At 44.5% G+C, this 23,333-nt stretch carries 17 protein-coding genes; 9 read left to right on the forward strand and 8 right to left on the reverse strand.

Going from position 1 to position 23,333, the window contains the following annotated elements:
- Positions 1–30 precede the first annotated feature (30 nt).
- From ACFSRY_RS02285 to ACFSRY_RS02320, 8 genes are all read left to right on the forward strand, one after another.
- Positions 31–1,701, forward strand: coding sequence for a hypothetical protein (locus ACFSRY_RS02285; protein ID WP_377503037.1), 1,671 nt, complete (start codon positions 31–33; stop codon positions 1,699–1,701).
- Between the two features lie 238 nt (positions 1,702–1,939).
- On the forward strand, positions 1,940–3,778 hold the full coding sequence (locus tag ACFSRY_RS02290; protein WP_377503039.1) for an ABC transporter ATP-binding protein: 1,839 nt from the start codon (positions 1,940–1,942) through the stop codon (positions 3,776–3,778).
- Positions 3,779–3,908: 130 nt separating this feature from the next.
- Positions 3,909–4,262, forward strand: a complete 354-nt coding sequence (locus ACFSRY_RS02295) for a hypothetical protein (RefSeq protein WP_377503042.1) — start codon at positions 3,909–3,911, stop codon at positions 4,260–4,262.
- On the forward strand, positions 4,259–4,834 hold the full coding sequence (gene lpcA / locus ACFSRY_RS02300; RefSeq protein WP_377503044.1) for a D-sedoheptulose 7-phosphate isomerase: 576 nt from the start codon (positions 4,259–4,261) through the stop codon (positions 4,832–4,834). Before ACFSRY_RS02295 ends, lpcA begins: the two co-directional genes overlap by 4 nt.
- Positions 4,835–4,975: 141 nt before the next feature.
- Positions 4,976–6,514, forward strand: coding sequence for a YifB family Mg chelatase-like AAA ATPase (locus tag ACFSRY_RS02305; RefSeq protein ID WP_377503046.1), 1,539 nt, complete (start codon positions 4,976–4,978; stop codon positions 6,512–6,514).
- Between the two features lie 239 nt (positions 6,515–6,753).
- On the forward strand, positions 6,754–7,344 hold the full coding sequence (locus ACFSRY_RS02310) for a porin family protein (protein ID WP_377503048.1): 591 nt from the start codon (positions 6,754–6,756) through the stop codon (positions 7,342–7,344).
- Between the two features lie 338 nt (positions 7,345–7,682).
- A complete protein-coding gene (locus ACFSRY_RS02315) occupies positions 7,683–8,348 on the forward strand; it encodes a porin family protein (protein ID WP_377503050.1) in 666 nt (221 codons plus the stop codon).
- Between the two features lie 132 nt (positions 8,349–8,480).
- Positions 8,481–9,125: a porin family protein gene (locus ACFSRY_RS02320; protein WP_377503052.1), complete on the forward strand. Its 645-nt coding sequence runs from the start codon at positions 8,481–8,483 to the stop codon at positions 9,123–9,125.
- Positions 9,126–9,198: 73 nt separating this feature from the next.
- On the opposite strand, the gene ACFSRY_RS02325 is transcribed toward ACFSRY_RS02320, so the two are convergent.
- From ACFSRY_RS02325 to uvrA, 7 genes are all read right to left on the reverse strand, one after another.
- Complete coding sequence (locus ACFSRY_RS02325) at positions 9,199–10,563, reverse strand: dipeptidase (RefSeq protein WP_377503054.1); 1,365 nt, start codon at positions 10,561–10,563, stop codon at positions 9,199–9,201.
- A 108-nt stretch (positions 10,564–10,671) separates the two neighbouring features.
- Positions 10,672–11,316 (reverse strand): glycerol-3-phosphate 1-O-acyltransferase PlsY, encoded by a 645-nt coding sequence (plsY, locus tag ACFSRY_RS02330; RefSeq protein WP_377503056.1) that lies wholly within the window; start codon positions 11,314–11,316, stop codon positions 10,672–10,674.
- 200 nt (positions 11,317–11,516) lie between these two features.
- On the reverse strand, positions 11,517–16,259 hold the full coding sequence (locus tag ACFSRY_RS02335; RefSeq protein ID WP_377503058.1) for a hypothetical protein: 4,743 nt from the start codon (positions 16,257–16,259) through the stop codon (positions 11,517–11,519).
- 27 nt (positions 16,260–16,286) lie between these two features.
- Positions 16,287–17,117: a 50S ribosomal protein L11 methyltransferase gene (prmA, locus tag ACFSRY_RS02340; RefSeq protein WP_377503060.1), complete on the reverse strand. Its 831-nt coding sequence runs from the start codon at positions 17,115–17,117 to the stop codon at positions 16,287–16,289.
- A gap of 6 nt (positions 17,118–17,123) precedes the next feature.
- Entirely contained in the window at positions 17,124–17,492 is a 369-nt protein-coding gene (locus ACFSRY_RS02345) for a DUF6150 family protein (RefSeq protein ID WP_377503062.1), read from the reverse strand.
- Between the two features lie 93 nt (positions 17,493–17,585).
- Positions 17,586–18,347, reverse strand: coding sequence for a triose-phosphate isomerase (gene tpiA / locus ACFSRY_RS02350; RefSeq protein WP_377503064.1), 762 nt, complete (start codon positions 18,345–18,347; stop codon positions 17,586–17,588).
- A gap of 157 nt (positions 18,348–18,504) precedes the next feature.
- Positions 18,505–21,312, reverse strand: coding sequence for an excinuclease ABC subunit UvrA (uvrA, locus tag ACFSRY_RS02355; protein ID WP_377503066.1), 2,808 nt, complete (start codon positions 21,310–21,312; stop codon positions 18,505–18,507).
- Positions 21,313–21,634: 322 nt separating this feature from the next.
- Here uvrA and ACFSRY_RS02360 point away from each other — a divergent pair, with 322 nt between their 5' ends.
- On the forward strand, positions 21,635–21,763 hold the full coding sequence (locus ACFSRY_RS02360; RefSeq protein ID WP_377503068.1) for a 30S ribosomal protein THX: 129 nt from the start codon (positions 21,635–21,637) through the stop codon (positions 21,761–21,763).
- A 61-nt stretch (positions 21,764–21,824) separates the two neighbouring features.
- Here the strand turns inward: ACFSRY_RS02360 and ACFSRY_RS02365 are convergent, their stop codons facing one another.
- Positions 21,825–23,090, reverse strand: coding sequence for an MFS transporter (locus ACFSRY_RS02365; protein WP_377503070.1), 1,266 nt, complete (start codon positions 23,088–23,090; stop codon positions 21,825–21,827).
- Positions 23,091–23,333: the final 243 nt, after the last annotated feature.

Raw genomic sequence — 23,333 nt, forward strand, 5'->3', positions numbered from 1 at the left:
AAAACTTTGATTCCCCTTAGGCTTTTCTTCATGAAAAAAATATACTGGGCCTTTTTTGCTCTTACATTAGCAGCTGGCTTCGCCGCACAGGCACAAGACGTTTATGTACCTTATAACCGTGATGTCTACCATTGGATTGATCGTTATCAGATTAAGTATGGCGATCAGGTACCATCCCTTCAGACGGCTGTTCGCCCATATGGCCGACAGGATGTGGCGGACCTGGCAGAGATCAGTGCCCGTAACGCACGCACACCAGTGGATGAGTTCAACACAACCTATCTGCTAAATGACAACTGGAACTATACTACTCAGGAAAACAATGATGCTAGACCAATTTTAAAATATTTCTACCGGAACCATACAGATCTTTATCATTATGAAAGCGATGTATTCTCCCTTCGGGTAAACCCTGTACTACACTTTGAGGTGGGGCTTGAGAATCAATCTGAGGGAATCCGATACGTAAACACCCGTGGAGTACAGATAGAGGGCTCTATTGATGAACGGTTTGGGTTCTACACGTTCATAGGCGAAAACCAAGTGCGCTACCCTGAATATGTAGTGGACCGTATCCGTCGTGATGGTGTTGTACCACATGAGGGTTTCTGGAAAGACTTTAAAGAAGATGGATATGATTTTTTTACCGCACGCGGTTATCTTAACTATGCCTTAAGCAAGCATGTGGAGATACAGTTAGGTCATGATCGCCATTTTATTGGCGATGGTTACCGTTCCTTGGCTCTTTCTGATTACGCTCCGCCAGCTTTTTTTCTTAAGCTGAACACGCGTGTCTGGAAGCTGCATTACATGAACCTGTTTCAGGAGCTTGTTTCAGAATTCCGCCGTGGCGGAGGTGACAAACTACTTCCTAAAAAGTATATGGCACTTCACCGCTTAGGTGTTAACGTAACCGATAACCTTAACATTGGAGTATTTGAGCAGGTTGTTTTCGCTCGTGAGAAAGGCAGGTTTGAACTGCAGTACCTGAATCCAGTAATATTCTACAGAGCCATAGAACATGCTCTAGGAAGTGAAGACAATGCTATGTTAGGCGCGGATTTCCGCTGGAACATCTATAACCGTTTACAGGTTTATGGCCAGTTGCAGCTAGACGAATTTTTACTGAAAGAGGTGAAAGCCAGAAATGGCTGGTGGGCAAACAAACAAGCAGGCCAGATAGGCGCAAAGTATATTGATGCTTTCGGGCTAAATAATCTTGACCTGCAGGGAGAGGTGAACATTATTCGCCCTTATACTTACCAGCACCGCAGTTCTACCACAAACTACCAGCACTACAGGCAGCCATTAGCTCACCCCATGGGAGCAAACTTAGCAGAATTCGTAGGCATTGTTTATTACCAGCCTATTCCGCGCCTGATGCTGACAGGCAAGGCAATTGCCACACGCTTCGGGCAAGATGTGATTGCAAACGGCGACACGCTTAACTATGGAGGAAATGTGTTGCTGCCTTATACAACACGTGTCTCAGATTATGGTAATGAAATAGGCCAGGGAATTACAACTAACCAGGTACACCTTGATTTTACCGCAACATACCAACTGCGCCACAACATGTTTTTAGACCTGAAAGGAATTTACAGACGCGCAGATGCAGAAGATAACACCTTTGATCAAAACACCACGTTTGCCTCTTTTGCGTTCCGTTGGAACATTCCGCAAAGGCTGCATGAGTTTTAAAACGGGGAACCCGGAGCAGACAAAATAAAAGGCAGAAAGGCAACTTTCTGCCTTTTTACATTTATACCATTCTACCTTTAATTAAGTATCTTTGCGGCAGCAAAGCCTACATACGAGGCAGGCTTTTACATAATATTAATTCATTACTCCGGTAGCAGTAGGTTAGCTACCATTAACGTTGTTAGCCTGAGCGCAAAAGCAATGCGCAGGAGAAGCAGCTGACGACACATTTTACACCATGAAGACATACCTTCGCATACTTCAATTTGCCAGACCCTATAGCCGGTTTGTCCCCCTTTATACACTTTATACTGTATTAGGAATCATCTTCGGACTGTTTAACTTTACGTTACTCATCCCGTTGCTGAATGTGCTGTTTGGCAAAGTCGGTGACAAGCAAGTTTTGGCAATGGTTGCCACTAAGCCGGAATTCACGCTCAACATCGAGTTCTTCAAAGACTTTTTCTACTACCATTTTGGTCAGGTTATCCTAGAAGAAGGCCGTTTAGGTGCACTGCTATTCGTTTGCATCATCATTGTGATCTCAATTTTCCTAGCTAACCTGTTCCGTTACCTTGCTTTCCGGATCATTGGTGCTCTGCGGGCGCACGTGGTAGAAAAGATGAGGGAGAGGGTCTATAAGCGTGTTACAGAACTGGAGCTCGGTTATTTTAGCAATGAGCGCAAAGGAGACCTTATGACTCGCCTTACTGTGGATATACAGGAAGTAGAGAATTCTGTTGTAAGCACTTTAACAGTAATCATCAGGGAACCCATTGCTATTATTGCTTTCTTTACGATTCTATTTACAATGTCAGTAAAGCTGACATTATTCACACTTATCCTTTTACCTATTTCCGGAGGTATCATTTCCGGTATATCAAAACAACTGAAACGCAAAGCAGCCGAGGGACAGGATTCTCTTAGCTTCATACTTACTATTATTGATGAGACTTTGAGCGGGGTGCGGGTAATTAAGGCCTTCAACGCTGAGCCGTTCATATTGCGCAAATTCCATGACCAAAACCACCGCTATGCACGTATTCAGCGCTCTATAGCCAACAAGCGTGATCTGGCCTCCCCCCTGTCTGAGTTCATGGGCGTAACAGTAGTGGCAGGTTTACTTTTTTACGGTGGCACTTTGGTTCTGACACAACAGTCGGACCTGCAGCCGGCAGAATTCATCACTTATATTATTCTTTTCTCGCAGGTGCTGGTACCGGCAAAAGCTATGTCGGCAGCCTTTAGCAATATCCAACGCGGTTTGGTGTCTGGAGAGCGGGTATTGAAAGTTATAGATACAGAGCCGCAGATTAAAAATAAGCCAAATGCAAAAGTGCTGCCTCATTTCGAGCGTCAGATAGAGTTTATTGATGTAGGCTTTGGCTATGGTGATAAGCCTGTTCTTAAGGACATCAATTTCACTATTGAGAAAGGCAAAACAGTGGCACTGGTTGGTCCTTCAGGAGGTGGTAAGTCTACGCTGGCAGACCTGATCCCCCGCTTCTACGACCCGACCCGTGGTGCCATTCTTATCGACGGGCATGATATCCGGGATTATACTATGGAATCGGTGCGGGATGAAATTGGTGTGGTAACGCAGGAGTCAATCCTGTTTAACGATACTATTTTCAACAATATTGCTTTCAACAAAGTAGATGCCACCGAAGAGGAGGTGATCGCAGCGGCAAAAATTGCAAATGCCCATGAGTTTATCTTAGATTCAGAGAATGGCTATCAAACGATGATTGGCGACCGCGGCAGCAAGCTTTCCGGTGGTCAGCGTCAGCGGTTAAGCATTGCCCGCGCCATACTTAAAAATCCTCCGATCCTTATTTTAGATGAAGCCACATCGGCACTGGATACAGAATCTGAGAAACTCGTACAGGAGGCCCTCACCAACCTCATGAGAAACCGCACATCTATTGTTATTGCACACCGTTTAAGTACTATACAGCATGCTGATGAAATACTGGTATTGCAACAGGGGCATATAATTGAGCGTGGCACACATGAAGAATTGCTTCAAACCAGCGGACTTTATGCTAAACTAACACAGATGCAATTAACAGTTTAAAGGATTAATAGTATTATTTATCAGCTAATAGTGCGATTTATAAGGAATTAGGTATAAGCCTTGCAAAAGAATCATATTTTTTTTTAGCTTTAAGAAAATATGTTGTTGCACTAAAAACCTAACGCTTAGCATGAAAGCACTTAAAGCATTCCTCGACTTCCTTGTGATCTCCTACATCGTGTTCACAGTTCTGTTACTAACATCTGTGCTAAATGAAAACACAATTTTGGACATTAATTCGGAGGAACAGGTACTTCTACTTTATAAAGCTATTGTTGCCGTTGGTGGTGTGATTATGTTTGCAAGGTTATTAGCAAATCACCTGTACGTTGCAGACCTAAAGCATGAGCAGCACCTGGCACAGCTAAAAATTAATGGTTTAAAAGCTGACCTTTACGAGAAGCGTCAGGAATTTAGAAGCAACAGCTACAGACCACAAGCCGAAGAACCCGAGGCAGAGGTAAGGCTCCTTAAACAAGCATGACATCCACCACTATACTGGCAGAGTTAACGCAGGCACAGGAAGTGCTTAGCGCTTTTTTATCTGAAACAAAAAACATTGCTTCCATTGAACTTGCAGCCAATGCTATGGCCGAAGCCGTACAAAACGGAGGCAAAATCCTGAGCTGTGGCAATGGGGGCTCCATGTGCGACGCCATGCACTTTGCCGAGGAGCTAACCGGTCGGTACCGAGAAGACCGCAAAGCGATACCTGCCATCGCCATTTCGGATGCCAGCCATATGAGCTGTGTCGGGAACGACTACGGTTACGATACTGTTTTCGCACGCTACCTGGAGGCCCTGGGCAACCAGGGAGATATACTTCTGGCAATCAGCACAAGCGGCAATTCTGCAAATGTTATAAAGGCTGCAGAAACAGCCAAAGCCAAAGGCATGAAAGTAATAGGCCTTACAGGAAAAAACGGCGGAAAATTAGCTCCTTTATGTGACGTTGAGATACGTGTACCCCACTTTGGCTTCGCAGACCGGGTTCAGGAGATTCATATTAAGGTTATCCATATCCTTATTCTACTGCTGGAGCAAAAGCTTACTTAAACAAGAACTTGCTCTACGTATCGATTTGGGTCCACAGCTAAGCAAGAGTTGTGGACTTTTCATTTATAAGACCAAAACTTTCACATCTGGAATTATATACCTTTTGCTGTTGTTCCGCATCAAATTCATACATATATAAACATGTTAATAAAAACTTTTGGCAGTGCTGTACAAGGCGTAAATGCATATACCGTAACCGTAGAAGTAAACGTTAGCGCCGGCATGAAATACTACCTCGTGGGTCTGCCAGATAACGCCGTAAAAGAGGGCGAGCAGCGTATAGAGTCTGCTTTAAAGCAATATGGCTTTAAAATGCCGCGCCAAAAGGTTGTTATTAACATGGCTCCCGCAGATATCCGCAAAGAGGGCACTGCCTATGACTTGACTATCGCCATGGGTATACTTGCCGCTTCAGGGCAAATCGCCTCAGAGAAAGCCTCACAGTACATGATCATGGGCGAACTATCACTTGATGGTTCTTTAAGGCCGATAAAAGGAGTTTTACCAATTGCCATACAGGCACGTAAAGAAGGCTTCAAGGGATTTATACTTCCTACTCCTAATGCGCAGGAGGCTGCTATTGTGAATAACCTGGATGTTATCGGGGTAAGCAATATTCTGGAGGCAATAGAGTTTCTGGACGGGAAGCGTGAGATTGAGCCTTTAGTTATTGATACCCGTGATATATTTCAAAATACCGTTGATCAGTATGCTGCAGATTTCGCGGATGTGCAGGGGCAGGAGAACATCAAACGTGCTTTAGAGATAGCTGCCGCTGGTGGTCATAATGTGATTATGATAGGACCTCCGGGAGCAGGCAAAACAATGCTGGCCAAGCGCCTTCCATCTGTATTGCCACCACTCTCTATGTATGAAGCACTGGAGACGACAAAGATCCATTCTGTAGCGGGAAAGCTAGGAGAAGCTGCATCATTATTAACCACTCGCCCCTACCGCTCACCGCACCACACCATTTCAGATGTTGCTCTTGTAGGGGGAGGAGGTGTTCCGCAGCCAGGAGAAATTTCGTTATCGCATAACGGGGTCCTTTTCCTGGATGAGCTGCCTGAATTTAAACGAACAGTATTGGAGGTAATGCGCCAGCCTCTTGAAGAACGAAGAGTAACAATTTCCAGAGCAAAAACAACGATCGACTTTCCGGCTAACTTCATGTTGGTGGCAAGTATGAACCCCTGCCCCTGCGGCTATTACAACCATCCCGAAAAAGAGTGTGTTTGCGGACCAGGCGTAGTACAACGTTACCTGAACAAAGTAAGCGGCCCATTGCTCGATAGAATAGACCTCCATGTGGAAGTAACGCCGGTAACCTTTGATGAAATGACTGCTACTCGAAAGTCAGAAGACAGTGCCAGTGTACGGGAGAGAGTAGTGCAGGCACGGCAGAAACAAACAGAACGCTTTAAAGAGACCCCAACTGTGCATTCTAATGCCATGATGCCTTCACAAATGGTAAAAGAATTATGTCAGATTAATGAGGCAGGTCGAACTCTTTTAAAGACGGCCATGGAGCGCTTAGGTCTTTCTGCCCGTGCCTATGATCGCATCCTCAAAGTAAGCAGAACCATAGCAGATCTAGCTGGAAGCGAAGTAATAAAAATTGAACATTTAGCAGAAGCCATTCAGTACAGAAGCTTGGATCGGGAAGGCTGGGCAGGCTAGTAACCCTTTGAGTTAAACTATGTATAGATAGCTATTTAACGATTAGCAGCGGCATTTTTTGTCGCTGCTTTTTTATTACCAATTGCACAACATTATTCCCTCAATACCTCTCTACAGTCACTAAATTATCAATCTTTTTTTAGACTTTGTAAATACCCCTGCGTATTAGGCTTACATCAGGCAAAGGAAAATTTACGCCTAGCCTGATAAAGTACCCAACATTAAACAACTATGAAGTTATGAGAAAGATTATAATATTATTTGTTCTAGCTATAGTAACTACGGTTTCCGCACAGGCACAAATGCAAACTCCTAGATTTGGTATAAGAGCAGGTGCTAACTATTCCGGTTTTTCCGGTGATAACGCTGATAACCTGGACAGGATGTTTGGCTTTCATGCCGGTATTACATCACAGTTCATGCTTTCCAGTGATGATTTCTTTGCCATACAGCCGGAGTTATTGTTTTCTACAAAGGGCGCTGAGTCTAAAGATGACAATACCAAGTGGAAGATAAGCTACATCGATGTACCAGTACTGGCAAGAATAAATGCCGGACCTTTATATTTTGAAGGTGGCCCTCAGGCTTCTTTCCGAGTTGGTGGTGATATTGAAGTAGGCGGCAATAACATAGTTGATGACCTGGATATGTTTAAACGTACCAGCTTTGGCTACGCTGCAGGTGTTGGACTGGCCTCTACCCCTCTTGGCTTAAGCCTTGGTGTTCGCTACAACGGTGACTTCACAAAACTTTATGAAGAAGACAACGTTTCAGATGCACGTAACAGCGTGTTTATGTTAACGCTGGGATATACCTTTTCAGGTAGATAGAAATGACTGTCGCTTAGTATAAAATAATAACTATGAAAATATAAGAGTCCGGCGAATCCCGGACTCTTATATTTTTACTCCCCACCTGTTTCTCCTCCTCAAATAAAATATCTACACTTTCTATATAGACTAACTTAATATTTTGGCCTGCTTGTTGCTATGCTTTATGAGCATGCATGTTTCGGTGCAACTGTTTCAAAAAGACAGCTACTTTTTTATAGCTAACTATCAGGCAATTGTATCGAAACCTTTAGTTTTTAACAAAAAAATAAACATTAACTCATCTTATTAACCGTATACTGCTCGTTTATCAGAGCGTATCAAACATTTTTATGATTATGAAAAAGCTATTTTTTGTACTTGCATTTGTACTAACTACTTTCTCTTTTGCCCAGGCACAGACAGCCTCATTCGGTTTTAGAGGTGGTGCTAACTTATCAAACCTCTCAGGCGATCTGCGTGATGAAAACCGTTTTGAAAACAAAGTGGGATTTCATGCTGGAGCCGTTCTAAACATTGGCATAGTTGGAGATTTTTTCTCTTTACAGCCTGAATTGTTGTACTCTAGTAAAGGATTTAAGAATAATGATGAGGAGTTTCAGCTAGGTGGGCTGGAGTATCGCAGAGAGGGTAAGGTTAACTATAATTATCTAGACCTGCCCGTGCTCGCAAAAATCAAAGCCGGACCAATATATTTTGAAGGCGGACCACAAGCATCTTATTTACTCAACGTTAACAATGAGACCAAGACTTATGTTAATGGTAACCTTCAGAACACCTCCAGGGATGAAGGAAGCAAAGAAGGTTTAACAGACTTTGAATTAGGCTATGCTGCAGGAGTTGGCTTTGCAACCAGAAGCATTAGCTTGGGTGTCCGTTACAATGGTAGCTTCTCTGATTTTGCAGAGGATGCACCTGCTGATTATTTTGAAGGCGACCTCGTGAACGCAAGACATTCTACTTTCATGGTAACGCTTGCTTTCATGTTGCCAACAGCCAGATAACTTCCATTTATACGCTAACTATATGTCGGCTCCACTCTTTAAGTGGAGCCGACTTTTTTTATGCATGCTCTTCTGCAAACAAATTCAGGAATTGAGGAGTACAACTTAAGGCTTAACCACTCCATTTATACTATGAAAAAGGCACTCCTAACATCCTTGTTTATACTGGCCTCACTTATTGCGGTGCAGGCTCAGTTTGTCCGTTTTGGTGCCCAGGTTGGGGGTGGCTTCACAAGAGTTCAAGGAGATGACGGCCCATCAGATTTCACAAATTACCTGGCTGGCTTTCATGGCGGCTTTATTGGCAGCTATGAATTTGTATCGAGGTTAGCCTTGCAAGCAGAACTGCAGTATGAACAGAAAGGCTTTACCTACGATGGCTTCCCAATTAGTGCCTCCGAAGCTTTAGTGGATGACCATAGGCTCCATTACCTGACACTACCTCTCCAACTAAAACTGCAGAAAGGTGGGTTATTCGTTCTGGGTGGTCCTTATGTTAGTTATCTTCTTTCCGAGGAGACTAAAGTAAGGGTTTTAGATCTCGCAACCCTAGAAGACCCGGACCCTGTTGAGTTGGGCATGTACCCACTTCACATAGATGACTTTGAACGTTGGGATTATGGGTATACAGTAGGATTGGGCATTCAGCTGGATAATGGCTTCTTTATGAGCTTCCATAACACCGGAGGGTTTAAGTCTTTCTCCAAAGAACTGGATCAAAAAAACTTTGGCTTTAAGCTAAGCGTCGGTTACTTGCTTTCTCCTGTGCTTCCTTAGGGCTATATAACCTTTAAATAAACAGAAAGGCCCGGTTGCTAAACTAACCGGGCCTTTCTGCTATCTGCTGCTGCTATTTGCTCATCTCAGCAAAATGCTTGTAGAACAGCGGAATAGTTTCTATACCTTTCATGTAATTAAAAACACCAAAATGTTCATTTGGTGAGTGGATAGCATCAGTGTCCAAGCCAAAACCCATTAAAACAGAGTCCAGGCCAAGTTCTGATTTAAACATTGATACAATCGGGATGGACCCGCCACTACGCACAGGTATAGGCTTTACGCCAAAAGTCTCCTCATATGCTTTTGAAGCTGCCTGATAGGCAACAGAATCAGTAGGCGTAACTACTGGTTCACCTCCATGATGCGGCCTTACCACCACACGCACACTTGCAGGTGCAATGCTTTCGAAGTGTTTCTTAAATTTCTTTGTGATCTCTTCGGAAGTCTGATGAGGCACCAGACGCATAGAAATTTTAGCAAATGCCTTGGAAGGTATAACTGTTTTGGCCCCTTCGCCAGTATAGCCACCCCAGATACCATTTACATCAAGAGTCGGGCGTATGGAGTTGCGCTCCATAGTTACATAACCCGACTCACCATGCACATCCTTCAAATCAAGTGCTTTCTTATACTTCTCCAGATCAAAAGGGGCACGGGCCATCTCTGCACGCTCTTCCTGGCTTAGCTCATCCACATTATCATAGAATCCCGGGATAGTGATGTGGTTGTTTTCATCATGCATCGAAGCGATCATCTGGCAGAGGATGTTTATTGGGTTTGCAACTGCACCACCATATAGTCCTGAATGCAGGTCACGGTTAGGGCCTGTTACCTCAACCTCCACATAGCTCATGCCACGCAGGCCAGTCGTAATAGACGGTGTATCGTTGCCTAACATTCCGGTATCAGAAATCAGGATCACATCACCCTTTAATCTGTCTTTATTCTCCTTTACAAAAGTTGCAAGATTTGCAGAGCCTACTTCTTCCTCCCCTTCTATCATAAACTTTACGTTGCAGGCTAATGTACCTGTACGCATCATCGTTTCAAAGGCTTTTACATGCATGTACATCTGTCCTTTATCGTCACAGGCACCACGCGCATAAATCTTCCCATCTTTAATAACGGGCTCAAACGGAGGGGAATTCCACAGCTCATAAGGATCTGCAGGCTGCACATCATAGTGACCGTAAACTATGACAGTTGGCAAGCTTGGATCAACCATTTTCTCGCCATATACCACTGGGTAACCAGCTGTTTCCACCAACTCCACATTGTCGGCACCTGCATCTATCAAACGCTGCTTTACAAACTCAGCCGTACCAAGCACATCTTTTTTAAACTTTGGATCAGCGCTTACAGAGGGGATACGCAGCATGTCCAGCAACTCGTTTACAAAACGGTCTTTGTTTTCGTTTATATATTGATTTATCATAGGAGGAGATTACGTTTTGGTTCTGACATAAAGTTACAAAAAAAAGCTACCCTTACAGAAAAGGGTAGCTTTTTAGAAATATTGTAATGCAGCTGCTTTTGCTCGAAGCTACTTTTTACGACCTAATGTGATATTCGCCTTGCTTTCTTGGCCAGCAATCAGGCGGTTAATGTTCTTGCGGTGGGTAAGTACAACCACAGCAAAAAGTATGAATCCAAAAATAATCAGAATCGGGTTATCCGGATGAAAGCGTGGCAAAAGCAACAGGATTGGGAAAGCCAGAGCTGCAATCATAGAGCCCAGAGATACATACCGGGAGGTGAAAAGTACGATAACAAAAATCACCATACACATCAAAGCCACCTCTGGCTGAATCGCGAGCATCATACCCAATAGAGTAGCCACACCCTTGCCACCTTTAAAACGCTCATAAACCGGGAAGATGTGCCCTACTACTGCAAGTGCGCCCATAACCAGCTGGAAGTAAACTAAGTTGTCAGCTGCAATGACATCAAAGATAACTAGTAAACCAGCCAGTGACGTTGCCAACCAACCTTTGAAAATATCGATAAGCATAACTATTGTACCCGGCTTTTTCCCTAAAACCCTGAAAGTGTTAGTTGCCCCGGAATTGCCACTACCATGATGCCTGATATCAATTCCATAATAGGCCTTGCCCAACCACACTGCCGTTGAAATAGAGCCAATCAGGTAAGCGGCAATAAATAATACAGCGATAATTAATATTTCCATGTAATAATACTCATTTTGTCCACCGGACTCCTTTCCGGCTGCCGTTATTGTAAAAGTTTAGTATAGTAGACCGGCCTTAAAAGGAGCTCAAATATAGGCATAACTTAATTTAAACTCCAAAATTCAAGTTTCTCTTCACTATATACGGGTTGCTATTAGTTCTTGGTTATCTACCCCCAGGGCGACTCCCATGCTTAAAACTAATTACCCTCGCCACCTTTCTTCTTTTTTTTCTTAGTCTTCCCCGGGTCTTCTGCGGCGGCATCGATTAGCATTGCAGGCTCCTTAGCAGGTTGCTCAACGGCAGCTTTAAAACCTGTTTCCCCATTGGTGTAGCTTTTTCTAAAGTGCTCCAGAAATATATTCTTGTCAATTTCCTCACCGGGGTATACACCATAGTTTGCGCTTACCCCACGACCACCTTTCGACTTAGAACGCACAGTTTGACTTAGCTTTTCATCAGAGGAAGCAATGGTAAGGCCGTTCTCAAAGAAGTTTATAAAATACCATGAATAAGGGCTAGCCTCCAGGTAAAGCGACACTACCGGCTCCCCGTTCATATCCTGCTTTACTTCCATGTAGCCGTTTAACTGTGCATTGATATCTTCTTTCATCATACTAGCCACGCTTATCTTGCCTACACTGTACCATGCATTCTGCTTGTTAGACCACTTCAGGTCAACATTATTCAGGATCAGGCTTCGCACCAGCTTACCTGATACCTCTGGAAGGGGCACATAATTAGTAGCTGCGCTTTCTTTATATTGGCGTACAGCCCTGTCTCCTATAAAACCGGCTAATTTATATAAAGCGGCATCACTATTCTCGACTGCCTCTGCCGCACCGCCTACATTGCTTTTTAACGATTCTGCCATATCAGCTATCACATTCTTATGAGCTGTCAGGTCCAAAGCAATAAAGGTATCCAACTCATACTGGCTGCTATCCACATTCGCATCACCACTGCCTGCAACTTCCATTGCAAAGTTCTTCATTGGGCTTACCAGGTTCATTTTGCCCTCAAAGCGAATAGTTTTAGATGCTTCGTTATAAAGCATCATGTTACCCTCATAAGAATCGGAGTAGGCACGGCCTTCTCTACCCATCTTAAACTCGCTTCTGTCTTTGTTATAAGACAGAAGCCCATCTACCACGAAAAGATCAAGGTCTTCCTCAGACTGCTTCTTCGATACCAGTGTGTTATATAGCTTTGAACTTCCTTTTGAAATGTGCAGTCCCGTGTAAAGAGGGGTACCGTCAGCTGTCTTTGGTTTGATAATAGGAATACGAACATTCCTTGGGTCAAGGGACTCCTGTTTGTAAGGGAACCAATCAGAGTCAGCTGGGTTACCTGTAAAGTTTAGTTTCAGGTCTCCATCAAAATCGAAGTTCTCATTCATAGCATGCATCATAATCTTTCCACGATACAGGATGCGAGGGAAAATGTAGAATGGTGTCTTTTCTTCGGCATTCGCTTCTGCGAAAGTATAGATCGGCTTTTTCTTCCCCTGCGGATTTCCATACACAAAGTTCGAGAACTGTAGTCGGAACGAATCCGATGCAGCATTATAGTAGTCATGGATTGCAGTTGCCTTCATCGCATTACGAGACAAGATATCTACATTGCCTGCGTATAGCTTATGATACTGCTGCAAGCTGTCAGCCAGAACTCTGGCATTAAGCAGTGTTTTAATCGTTGCATCTGCGGCTACTGCCACTTTCCCACTATCTGGCACTACATGAGAATCACCGATGGTAATATAAGGCACTCCTCCTGCCAATACAGTATTTGCCTTCAGATCATAATTACCACTGGCAGCCATAAAGCGGAGCCCTTCCTGCTGTGGGTGCATGGAGTAAAACCAGTTCTTGTTTCCATTCTCATCTGCTTTCAGGCTTACGCGCTGCGCATTCATATCCCAGCGTGCACTGCTCATGGAGGTTTTATACTGAGCCTTAGGGAATTCTATACTTGCCACACCCTTCTGCTCACTTTCAAAATCCACAATACCTTTTACCAGGTCGTACTCAAACGCCATGTCCTGAGCTTTAATGGCCGGCCTGCCTGCCACGTCAGATTTGGCAATCATGGTGGCATGGTTACCACTCATATTCCGTTGCTTGAAATGCAGTTCAGGAGAAGTTACATTTGCCACAGGGTTATCTACCTCGCCGGCACCGTATAAGCCACCCGGAGAAAGTTTGGCAACACCTTTAAAGGCAAACTCTTCTTTATAGATCTTCATCGGTTCCTTCTGCGTCTGAAGGTACATGGTATCAGCTTGTGGCAGCCAGTTCATTGCAAAACCATTGATTTTAGCCACCGGAAATTTAGTTCCTCCCAAGTCGGTCTCTGCAGTCGTAGCTGATTTTCCTTCTTTGGTTACAACAGCATTTTTATAATAAGTATAAGCCGGTGCCTGAAGTGTAGCGGTAAGGTAGGTTAGTTTACCCTTACTCTGGATACCGCTGGAGCTCATCATGATGGTATCATAAGCCATTCCTTTGCCCCCGTAGGCAGGCAAGCCTTTTGCAGAAGGTTGATAATAAAAACCGAGGGTCTTATCCGGCATCATCAACAGCTTTGTCTTGATCGGAGGGAATATACCTCCAGAGTTAAATGTACCATCGAATCCAATAACATTCTTACCAGAGCTCAGGCTGTCTAGTTTAAAAGGAGGCATATCAAAATATACCGTGCTGTCATAAGCGCCACCCGCCACATCTGGTCTTGCGAAAGCTACCTGTGCACCCATTGGCGCATCAAACTTTGGATACTCCGCAAAATACTCTTCCCCGGATTTATTATTTGGCTTGTTGATGTACAGTTTCCCTTTAAGAGCACCTCCCTTTCCTGTTAGCACCTGGTTTGTCATCTTCTCGGAACGGCGCTGCCTGGCCATTAGTGCTATAGTATCAAGTTTGATAAGATCTATTGAAAACTCATCGTAGTTAAACTTAAATTCAGATCCTTTAAAACCAAGACTGCTGGCATAAATATCTCCTGCAAATTCAATGTCCCTGTTTTTCAGAACGTGCACTTCACTGTTCTTCGGAACGATGTATACACTTGCCGTGTCGTTGTTAAAGGTAATCTTGTCTACTCCCCTTACGGTCAGTTTATTATTAGCTAGGTTTAGGGTGGCGTTTCTTCCGGATGGCATCACTGATCTAATCATCAGGTGATCATAGTCATTCAGGCTACGGGAAGACTTTACATAATGCCATGCTTTCTCTTTCAGTTCTATGTAACCTGCAGCAGGGTCAAAATCAATATACCCGGCATGTTGCATAGCAAAGGCTGCCTCTTTGATAGCTTTCTCATTAAGTTTAGTGGCGCGCGCTACTTCCGGAATATAAAAAGTATTGCTTTTCACCTTTGCTCCATATCCTACCAGCACCTGTAAGGGGTGGAAAGGAGCTATACCTACCATTTGTTGATAACGATTATTAGAGTAGTAGTGCTTGGATTCTAACTGAACCGGTACAAGTGTTTTCGTATTGATGACAGAAAATTCAATGTTCTGTGCGCTCAGGTCCCAATGCAACCGCTCTGCCGTGATTTCAAGCTTATGATAAGTGTCATAGAAAGGAGTTCTGGCATAAGGTCCTTTATCTTTGGTGAGAGTTAAGACCTGCTTCGGCTTTGAATAGCGCAGCTGCATGGCCGGATGTGTAAGAGAGTCAGCATGCTGATAAATTACCGCCGTAGCACGATTTGCTATAATCAGTGAGTCATTTATGGCGAAGCTGCGCGCTGTTGAGCGGAATTTACGCTCACCGTTATAGAACACTATGATCTCTGACAAGCTGTTGTCAAGGGATTTACTTCCTACTGCGTTTCCTACAAGAGAGAAACCACCGGTGTAGTTAATATTCTTTCCTAAAGTAGCTAGCTGTGCATCGTTGGTGAAAGAAAAGAATTTGGGATAAGGATATTCGCTTGTCTTACGCTTGCCACTTATCCATTCCATAGCTCCATCCACTGGTCTTGTAAGCACTGCAGGAAACTTCACTGTCACATCGGGAGCCTTAAACCCTGCGAAAGAAGTATTAAAATTATACTTCCTGATGTCTGCTGTTACAGGCTCACCATTTACTTTCCAATCAAACGTACCGCCTTCTCCTACAAACATGTTATTCGCAAGCATTAGCTGCCCTTGCGTATTATTGATAGATGTAGAATCCCATGGCGTAACAAACGCAAGAACGATACTCTCCAGCTTCAGAACCGGTCCGCTTAGCTTAGGCTGCTCAGGTATAAACTGCCGTCTGATGCTTTCCTTTCTGTTCTTTTCAGCTTTCTTTTTATCCTCTTTTTTAGGAGCCGCAGTTACCGTTCCCCAGCCATCATCTTCAATCAACTCCCCCTTCTCATTTACTTCATCATCCCAGGAGTTATCCCAGTTGCTGGTAGCATCTCCTGCAGCCTCTGCGGCTTTGGCAGCACCCTCGTAGGAAAAACTAAAATTGCCTTTAGAAGAACGAAGGCTATAGTATGAGTTCTGGAAAAGGCGGTTCGTGCTTAGGTATAATCTGGCAGTACTAAGAAACTGCTCCAGGCGCTTGCCATCTTCCTGCTGTACTGCCTTTGAAGTTACATCAAGCATCTCATCCAGCTGCTTCCCGCGCATGTTCTGGTTATTTACACCTGCTGTTACCATAGTAAAAAAGTCCGAGAAATGTGGATTTACACGCATGCGCTTCTTATATAGCCCTTGAGCAATGTCAATAACTTCTTTCTGCTGTTTTACAGTTAGCTTGCCACTGTCCCACACTTCCTGCAAGTCTGCAGCAAGCTTTTCAGGGTTTTCGGCCTTGCCTGAAATCAGCATCGCTTTCACACTTGGCACAAAATCTTCTGGCTTATCTGAAAGCTTTGACTGTGCCTGCGCTGTAATAATTGTTAAGAAAAAGAGGAAGGGTAAAAGTTTGTGCCTCATAGCAGTTGGTTTATTTACTCGACTAGATTAATTAGCTTTAAAAATGGCGGACACCCAGTTGTTTTTGACCCGGTGAGAAATATAATTCAGCCCAAGCTCTGCTGCACGTTCCTGGATCATCGGAAGGTCTTCGGTATAGAAACCACTCAGCAGCAACCAGCCTTCCGGCTTTAAAACAGCTTTGTAGGCTGGCATATCTTCTAGTAGCACGTTGCGGTTAATGTTGGCTAGTATGATATCATAAGGCTGATCCCCTGCTATGGTCTCAGCACCGCCCAAGCGCACATCAATGGCCTCGTAGTTATTTAATGCAGCATTTTCACGGGCATTCTCCACCGTCCAATCCTCAATTTCAACTGCCACAATCTCTGAAGCACCCAGCTCTCCGGCCATAATAGCCAGAATACCTGTACCGCACCCCATGTCAAGAACACGCTTACCCTGGTGATCCAGTGTTAGCTGATTCTCGATCATGAGCGTGGTTGTTTCATGATGCCCTGTTCCGAAAGACATTTTTGGGTTGATAACGATATCGTACTTTGCCGCTTCGGGCTTTTCATGAAAGGAAGCTCTCACAGATACTTTCCCGCCAATGAACAGGGGCTCGAAGTTCTTCTCCCACTCCTCATTCCAATTCTGGCGCTCTATTCTCTGCGTAGCGTATTCTACCTGCACAAGATCTGCATAACGGCTCAGCACCGCCTCAAGCTCCTCCTCAGAGTACTCATCTTCATCAATGTAAGCACTAAAACCATCTTTTGTCTCAACAAAAGCATCGAAGCCCAGCTCTCCCAGCTCGGCCGTAAGTATATCCGCAAAATCTGCGTTTACTTTAAGGGTAACTTCTATAAAATCCATTTTGTATTATTCTCGGCAAGTAGCAAACGCACGCGCATCAGTATAATGCACGGTAAAGTCTGCGAAATTACGGTTTTCTGTCACATACAGCACATGATCGGCAAAAGCTTTGCTTGGAGTAAGATACCAAATCGCAGTACCATCGGCAAACAGCTTATTATTTTCCCGATATACCACCATGTTGGCAAAAGCTTCCTCCTCGTTCAGGTAAACAGTGTAAGAGGCTGTATTCTTATACTTTGGGTCACGCTCCAGGTAAACAGAGCCGTAGATTTTACAGATATCGCGGTCCACAGAAGCTTTAGGTGCAGGAGTTGCACCTAAATTGTTTAGTAATGGCGTTACCGCCAGCCAGAGGGTGAAAAGAATATGCATGTACTAATTTAATCAAAGTTAATTAATACCGCTAACAAAAAAGGCTGCCGACAAATTGCATCGGCAGCCCTAAATATTTTGGAAAGCTTTTATTTAGAAAGATCTAATGATATCTGTAAAGTCACGAGACTTAAGAGAAGCACCTCCTATCAGGCCACCATCAACATCTTCCTGTGAAAAAAGTTCTTTCGCGTTACCCGGATTACAGCTACCGCCATACAGGATAGAGGTGTTAAAGGCAGCTTCCGAATCGAACATGCGTGACAACTGCTCACGAATGTAAGCGTGCATTTCCTGTGCCTGCTGACTACTGGCTGTACGACCTGTACCAATAGCCCATATTGGCTCATAGGCTACTACCACCTGATCAAACTCCTCGTTGCTCAGGTAAGAAAGGCTGTCGTGCAGCTGCTTCCCTACATATTCGAAGTGGCGATCAGCATCGCGCTCTTCCAGTGGTTCTCCACAGCAGAAGATTGGCTTTAGGCCCTGCGCAATTGCTGCTTTCAGTTTTTTATAGAGTGTCTGAGCATCTTCATGGTGATACATGCGGCGCTCACTATGGCCGATGATCACATATTCTGTACCCACAGACTTAAGCATACTGGCAGAAACTTCACCGGTAAAGGCACCACTGTCGTGCTCACTTACATTCTGGGCGCCTAAGTGCATCAGGTTATTACCCTGTGTTAGCTTACCTACGCTTTGCAGGAAAGGAAAGGGAGGAGCTATAATCACAGTCACATCACTGTTCACTTCGTCTTTCACCATGTTATCGATCTCCGAAACAAGCGTGAGAGCCTCCTCATAAGTTTTATTCATTTTCCAGTTACCTGCAACGATTCTTTTTCTCATGTTTTATAGTTTGATGATTTATACTTGCTTTGACAGTCTCTGCTGCTTTACGGCAAGTTAATAAATTATGGTTTACCTCTTTCAAGCCTATGTTAAAAACAGAAGCCGCAGCAACGTTAGTTACTGCGGCTTCTGACGCTCGATAACTTTAAGACATTTACAACTTCCCCTTCAGGAACCGGGCAGTGTGGTTATCCTCCAGCTTTGCCATGTCTTCTGGTGTACCCTCAAAAAGCAAATGCCCACCATTGATGCCTCCCTCCGGACCAAGGTCTATGATCCAGTCTGCTGATTTTATGATATCCATGTTATGCTCAATGATAACAACCGTGTTCCCGTTCTCAATTAGCGCATTGATGGAAGTAAGCAATTTACTGATATCATGGAAGTGCAGACCTGTGCTGGGTTCATCGAATATGAACAAGATATCCTCCTGATGCGGCTGCGCACCTTTGGTTAAAAAGGATGCCAGCTTTACACGCTGTGCCTCACCACCTGATAGTGTATTACTTGATTGCCCCAGGCGAATATAACCCAGGCCTACATCGTTCAATGGCTTCAGTTTTTCAACAATCTTCGGCTGATCCGAAAAGAACTGGATACTATCTGCAATGGTCATATCCAGTACATCAGAGATGCTTTTCTCCTGATACTTCACATCCAGCACGTCTTGCTTAAAACGGTGTCCGTGGCAGCTCTCACAGGTCAGGTAAATATCAGCCATAAACTGCATTTCAATCTTCACCTGTCCTTCGCCCTGACATACTTCGCAACGCCCTCCCTCAATATTAAATGAAAAGTGCGACGGCTTAAACCCTCTGGACTTGGCTAATGGCTGATCCGCATAAAGTGCTCGGATAGCATCATAAGCTTTTACATAGGTTACAGGGTTAGAGCGCGATGATTTACCTATAGGATTCTGATCTACAAACTCTACATGCCTGATCTTGTTGTAATCACCGGCCAGCTTGTCAAATTTACCCGTGGCCTCTGAAGTTGATCCATGCAGTTTCTGCATGGCCGGGGCCAGTATTTTCTTAATCAAAGTAGACTTACCAGAACCACTTACACCTGTTACCACCGTCATCACGCTCAATGGCACCTTAACGTTGAGGTTCTTAAGGTTATTCTCACGGGCACCTATCAATTCTATGAAGTTGCGCCACTTGCGGCGCTGTGCAGGAACAGGCACCTCCATTTTCCCAGCCAAATACTTAGCTGTATAAGTTTCGGCACTTTGCGTCATCTCTTCAAAAGACCCCTGAAACATCAGGTTACCTCCACCAGAGCCCGCCTCCGGGCCAATATCAATCAATTGATCAGCGGCACGCATCATTTCTTCCTCGTGCTCAACTACTATTACCGTATTTCCTAATTGCTGCAACGTGCGAAGCACTCCTATCAACTGCTCCGAATCCTTTGGGTGCAGTCCTATACTTGGCTCATCCAGGATATACATAGACCCTACCAGTGCACTACCCAACGAGGTAGCCAGGTTAATTCGCTGACTCTCACCACCAGAAAGTGTATTGGACAGTCGGTTGAGAGTTAGATAGCCAAGACCGACACGTTCCAGATAGCTTAAACGATTAGCAACTTCTGTAACAAGTCGCTCCGCCACGTTCTGCTCGTGCTCTGTCAGCTCCAGGTTACGGAAGAACGGCAGCACCTGCGTGATAGGCATTAGCACCAGGTCTGTTATACTCTTGCCACTCACCTTCACATAGCTGGCATCCTTGCGCAAACGTGATCCTTTACAATCAGGGCAGGTAGTGCGCCCTCGGTACCGCGATAGCATTACCCGGTACTGGATCTTATGCGTCTGCTGCTGAATAAATTTAAAGAAGTCGTTAAGACCTTCAAAGTACTTGTTACCGGTCCAAAGCAGCTCCTGCTCTGCCTCCGACAGCTCATTGTAAGGGCGATGTATCGGGAAGTCAAACCGGATACCGTTCTTTAGCAATGGCTGCAACCATTCGTTCATTTTGTCTGAACGCCATGGGGCTATAGCACCTTCGTAGACAGTAAGGCTCTTATCCGGAATCACAAGATCAGGATCTATGCCCAGTACGCTACCGAATCCCTCACAAGTCTGGCAGGCACCATAAGGATTGTTAAAGCTGAAGAAGTTAACAGATGGTTCTTCGAACACTATTCCATCCAGCTCGAACTTGTCTGAGAATACACGCTCTTCGTTATTGCCATACAACACACGGCACTCGCCGTGCCCCTCAAAAAAGGCTGTTTGCACAGAGTCGGCTATCCTAAACTGAAGGTCTTCGTCTGACTTATAAATGACAGCACGATCTACAAGAATATAAACCTCCTTGCCTAAATTCGGCTTTTTCTCCTCCAGCAGTTCTTCGATAAAATAGACCTGACCGTTAGCATAAATGCGGGAATAACCTTTCTGTAACAGGAGATCCAGTTCTTTAGCCAACGTGCGGTCATGGTGCTGCAGAAGGGGCGCCAAAACCATTACCCGTGCCTCATCCTCTAGCTTGAAAATAAAATCCACTACATCAGCCACACTATCCTTCTGCACCACCTCACCTGAAACAGGGGAGTACGTTTTACCAATGCGGGCGTAGAGCAGCTTCAGGTAATCATATATTTCGGTGCTTGTACCAACGGTAGAGCGGTTATTTTTTATGCTTACCTTCTGCTCAATGGCAATGGCAGGACTAATACCTCTAATATAATCTACATCAGGCTTATCCATACGTCCAAGAAACTGGCGCGCATATGAGCTTAAGCTCTCTACATACATCCGTTGCCCTTCGGCATAAAGTGTATCGAAAGCCAGAGATGACTTACCGGATCCGGACAACCCGGTAACTACGATGAATTTGTTGCGTGGAAGTGCTACACTCAGGTTCTTCAGATTATGTACCCGTGCACCTTTTATAATGATGTTCTGACGAGCATCAAGCTCATCCAAGTTTTGTTCTGGTGTTTTTGCCATACAAGCTTTAGCTCCCGCAGCAAACATTTAGCTACTGCACAAGCTTTTCTCTCTTTAGATAATTGCGTAAAGTTACAAATACCTGACCTCTTTAAGAAGGTGTTTCCCCACGTCTGCCGCTATTCACACAAGCTAAAGCAACACGGAGCACAAAACCTACCTTATGAAGAGCTGAAGCATCTTTTTGTAACACCTGCTGCAGCAAAAAGGTTTAGCTTATTTCCTTTTACAGCCAGAGCATTAAGTGCAATTTCTGTAGCCTACTATTAGCCTACATTCTTCTTATTTTCGTATGAAAGGTTACTAACTAACAAAACTATTTATGGGAAAAGGAGATAGAAAAACAAAGAAAGGTAAAATTACTAAAGGCACTTTTGGCAACCGGCGTCCACGCAAGGCTAACAGTGCACAGCAGTCGGAATCTAAAAAGCAGAAAGAGGCCGCCGCATAAGTTGTAGTGCCATCTTCGGCTAGGTGCATGGTCCTGAATCACGGGGCTGTGCACTTATGCTTTATGCGTATTCCGCTTCCTCTGGGGTCAGGTCGAGGTTACGGAGCTTGTCGGCTTTAAAAGCTGTGACACCTACCACTACAAGCGTCATAACTCCTCCGAAAACAACGGCTGGCACCACCCCCATCAGCTTTGCTGTAACTCCAGACTCAAAAGCACCTATTTCGTTAGAAGATCCCACAAAAATACTGTTAACTGAAGATACGCGGCCTTTCATGTACTCTGGCGTCAGGGTATGAATTAAAGTTGACCGAATGATGACACTAATGCTGTCAAAAGCACCGCTCAAGGCCAGCAGGACCATAGAGAACCAAAAGCTGGTGGAAAGACCGAACAAGATGATGCATATACCAAATCCAGCTACACACCAAAGCATCTTTTTACCTGCGTTTACAGTTATCGGATGATAAGCCATCACAACAGCCATCAGCACAAAGCCTACAGCCGGCGCCGCCCGCATAAAGCCCAGTGCCTCCGGGCCCATATCAAGTATATCCGACGCAAAAACAGGCAAGAGGGCTACCGCCCCACCAAAGAGCACCGCAAATAAGTCCAGAGAGATGGCGCTGAGAATAATCTGGTTACGGAACACAAACTGTATACCTGTGCGCAGGCTGTCTTTCAGGTTTTGGGGATTAGCGTTTTCGGGTAGTGCCCGTGCACCGATCATGGAAAAGAAAACCAGCGACAGCAGCACAAGAACAGCATCTGTGGTATAAGCAGCACTTACGCCAAAGAATCCATAGATCAGGCCACCAATTGCTGGGCCTGCCAGGGAAGCAGCCTGCCAGGTAGTGGAGCTCCAGGTAATGGCATTTGAATATAGCTGTTTAGAAGGCACTAACTGAGGCATGAAAGAAAAAACCGCAGGCCCCATAAAACCACGTGCCACTCCGCTTAAGAAGATAACCGCATAAATAGGCGTGGCACCATATATTTGCAGCACCTGCGTTACATCCAGCGTAAAGTACAGCAACGCTAAAGAGCAAAGCAGCAGGACTGATATCACAGTTACAATTATTTTCTTCCGTGGTACTACATCCGCTATATAACCAGCATATAATGCTACAACAATTGCAGGCAACGCCTCTGCCAAGCCAATCAATCCTAATGAAAGCGGATCTTTAGTAATGTCGTAGATCTGCCAGCCAACAATTACAGCCTGAATCTGCATAGCTAGCGTGATACATAGCCTGGCAGAGATATAAAGCCTGAACTCTGGTAAGCGTAATACCGCGTAAGGATCCTTTTTGCTCCTATGCTCCATTTTTTCAGCCTTACGGCTTTAGTAAAACCACAAAACTACGCAAACACACTTTAGCTTTAGCAGCAATGGCGTCTTTTATTTCGGAAGTTAGGCGAGACGCCATGTAACACCCTTGCCATAACATGCTATCATACAGCATATTACAAAAACAAATATATTTCAAAGACACCCTCCTTGAAATATCTATAAAAATTCTCACTTATTTATGATACAATTCCGCAACACTACCTCCCTAATTGAAGT

It is taken from the genome of Pontibacter locisalis (assembly GCF_042684605.1).
GTDB classification, from domain to species: Bacteria; Bacteroidota; Bacteroidia; order Cytophagales; family Hymenobacteraceae; genus Pontibacter; species Pontibacter locisalis.